The sequence below is a fragment of the Sphaerochaeta sp. S2 genome (assembly GCF_016406725.1).
In the GTDB taxonomy this organism is placed as follows: domain Bacteria; phylum Spirochaetota; class Spirochaetia; order Sphaerochaetales; family Sphaerochaetaceae; genus Sphaerochaeta.
In genome coordinates, this window is sequence record NZ_JAEKNT010000055.1 from 1 (window position 1) to 1832 (window position 1832).

Consider the following 1832-nt stretch of genomic DNA (forward strand, 5'->3'; position numbering starts at 1 on the left):
GAAGGAAAACAGTCACAAATACACGTTCTCAGGAATTTTCTGGACGACATGGAACAGGACACATCAAAGGACTCTGTAATCGAGGATTTGCAGAGGCTCATAAACAGCAAGTCATGCGATTTACGTGAGATTCGAGAAAGCCCCAGAACCAACACTTTTGACTTCGGCAAGGATACGCCAAAGATTGTGAAAAGCATTGCGACAGAGGCTTTCTACAGCGCAATGATGGATCATTCCAATATGGATGCAATTACCACAATCAAACTGGTAAAAGGATTCAAGCATTACCTAGCGGAACTCATTGAGAATCCTAAGGAATCAGAGGCGGTGCGTATTTGCGATGAATGCGGGAAAGTAATAATTGAAGGATATTGCCTTGGAGGTGGTGAGGAGTACTACTGCTCCGATGAATGCCTACACAAGAATTACTCCCATGAGGAGTTCCTGGCAATGTATGCAGGACTGGACAATACAGACCCTGCAGAGGTCGAGAGAGCTGCAAAGATGCCACAGGAAGAGCTGGACAGGCTGAGTGAAGAAAACGACTCACAGAGCTATTACACGGATTGGGAGATTTAGCCATGAGAAGCGATATTGTAAAACGTTACGAGAAAATGAGAAAGCAGGACTTGATTGAAGTGTTGGTAAATCTTTCAGTAAAAGAGAGATTCTCAATTTCGGTTCCGAAAGACAGTCTTGGGGAGTTGAGGAGGTGTCTTACACCATCGGAGATTATCGAGAAAGAACATTTCATTGTCCTCACGTTGAATGGTGCTAATAAAACCATTGACAGTCACATCATTTCAAGCGGACTGGTGAACAAGACCCTGGTTCATCCGAGGGAGGTTTTCCGACCAGCAATACTAGACAATGCTACGTCAATCATCATTGCTCACAACCACCCCAGTGGCGATACCACACCAAGCCCTGAGGACAAGGGCATTACACAGCGAATATGTCAAGCAGGAGACCTGATTGGGATTAGGGTTTTGGATCATATCATCTTCACCAATGAAGGCCATTTATCAATGCTGGAAAACAACATGCTTGGAGGGGAAATAAATGAACGAATATTGCTTTAAAGATTGCAAACATAAGACTTATTGCAGATTGGATGAAGAGAAAACAAGACTATGCAAAGTTGATTCCAAGAAAGATGGAAAGATATTTGGGAGGACATTTGCTCAAATAAACGCTATGCAACACAAGAGGGAAGCATGAGAGATTTACAGACAGATAAAGTTGCTCATTACGCTTGGATGGCAAGCTACCTCATCAACAACGATGTTACAAGTTTGTCAGAAGCTGAGAAGAAACAGGCCGACAAGTTTGTCGAGGATATCGAGGAGATTTACGGTCAAACCGCCAGTGTCATTGACTGTAGCGAGGAGAGTGTGTTCGGTATCCCAGACTGGGGTGGCAAGCCAGGGAGCATAGTGGAATATGTTGTTCAGTACGACTTCAACAAGCTACCGGCTGAACATTGGGATTTGGAAGCAGCGATACCCGAAGCATCGAGATACTGCATCGGTTTCTAGAGGAGAAAACAATGCCGAATAGAGTGAAAAACTTGGTCTATATCAGAGGATCACAGGAGGAGCTGGACAAGCTTCAATCGATGATGGTGAGACATTATGCCGGAGAGAATGAGACCGTTGCTCAGAGCTTCTTTAACAGCCTTCTGAGGACTCCAGAAAAGCTGGATGAAGCAAGTGTCATTAATTGGCGAGCGAAGCATTGGGGAGCAAAGGAGGAAGCAAGCGAGCTGTGGTTTGACAGGGTTGATGCCAACTACCTTGAGCTTGAATTTGAGACAGCATGGACTACCCCAC

At 44.8% G+C, this 1832-nt stretch carries 3 protein-coding genes and 1 pseudogene; all 4 read left to right on the forward strand.

Annotation, left to right across the window (positions count from 1 at the left end; translation table 11 throughout):
- Positions 1-579: hypothetical protein (locus JF818_RS01245; RefSeq protein ID WP_233065367.1), on the forward strand; the 579-nt coding region annotated here is incomplete at its 5' end.
- Positions 580-581: 2 nt separating this feature from the next.
- Complete coding sequence (locus JF818_RS01250) at positions 582-1082, forward strand: RadC family protein (RefSeq protein ID WP_198890181.1); 501 nt, start codon at positions 582-584, stop codon at positions 1080-1082.
- A gap of 135 nt (positions 1083-1217) precedes the next feature.
- Complete coding sequence (locus JF818_RS01255) at positions 1218-1538, forward strand: hypothetical protein (RefSeq protein ID WP_198890182.1); 321 nt, start codon at positions 1218-1220, stop codon at positions 1536-1538.
- An 11-nt stretch (positions 1539-1549) separates the two neighbouring features.
- Positions 1550-1832: pseudogene (locus JF818_RS01260) on the forward strand (hypothetical protein); the annotation flags it as partial.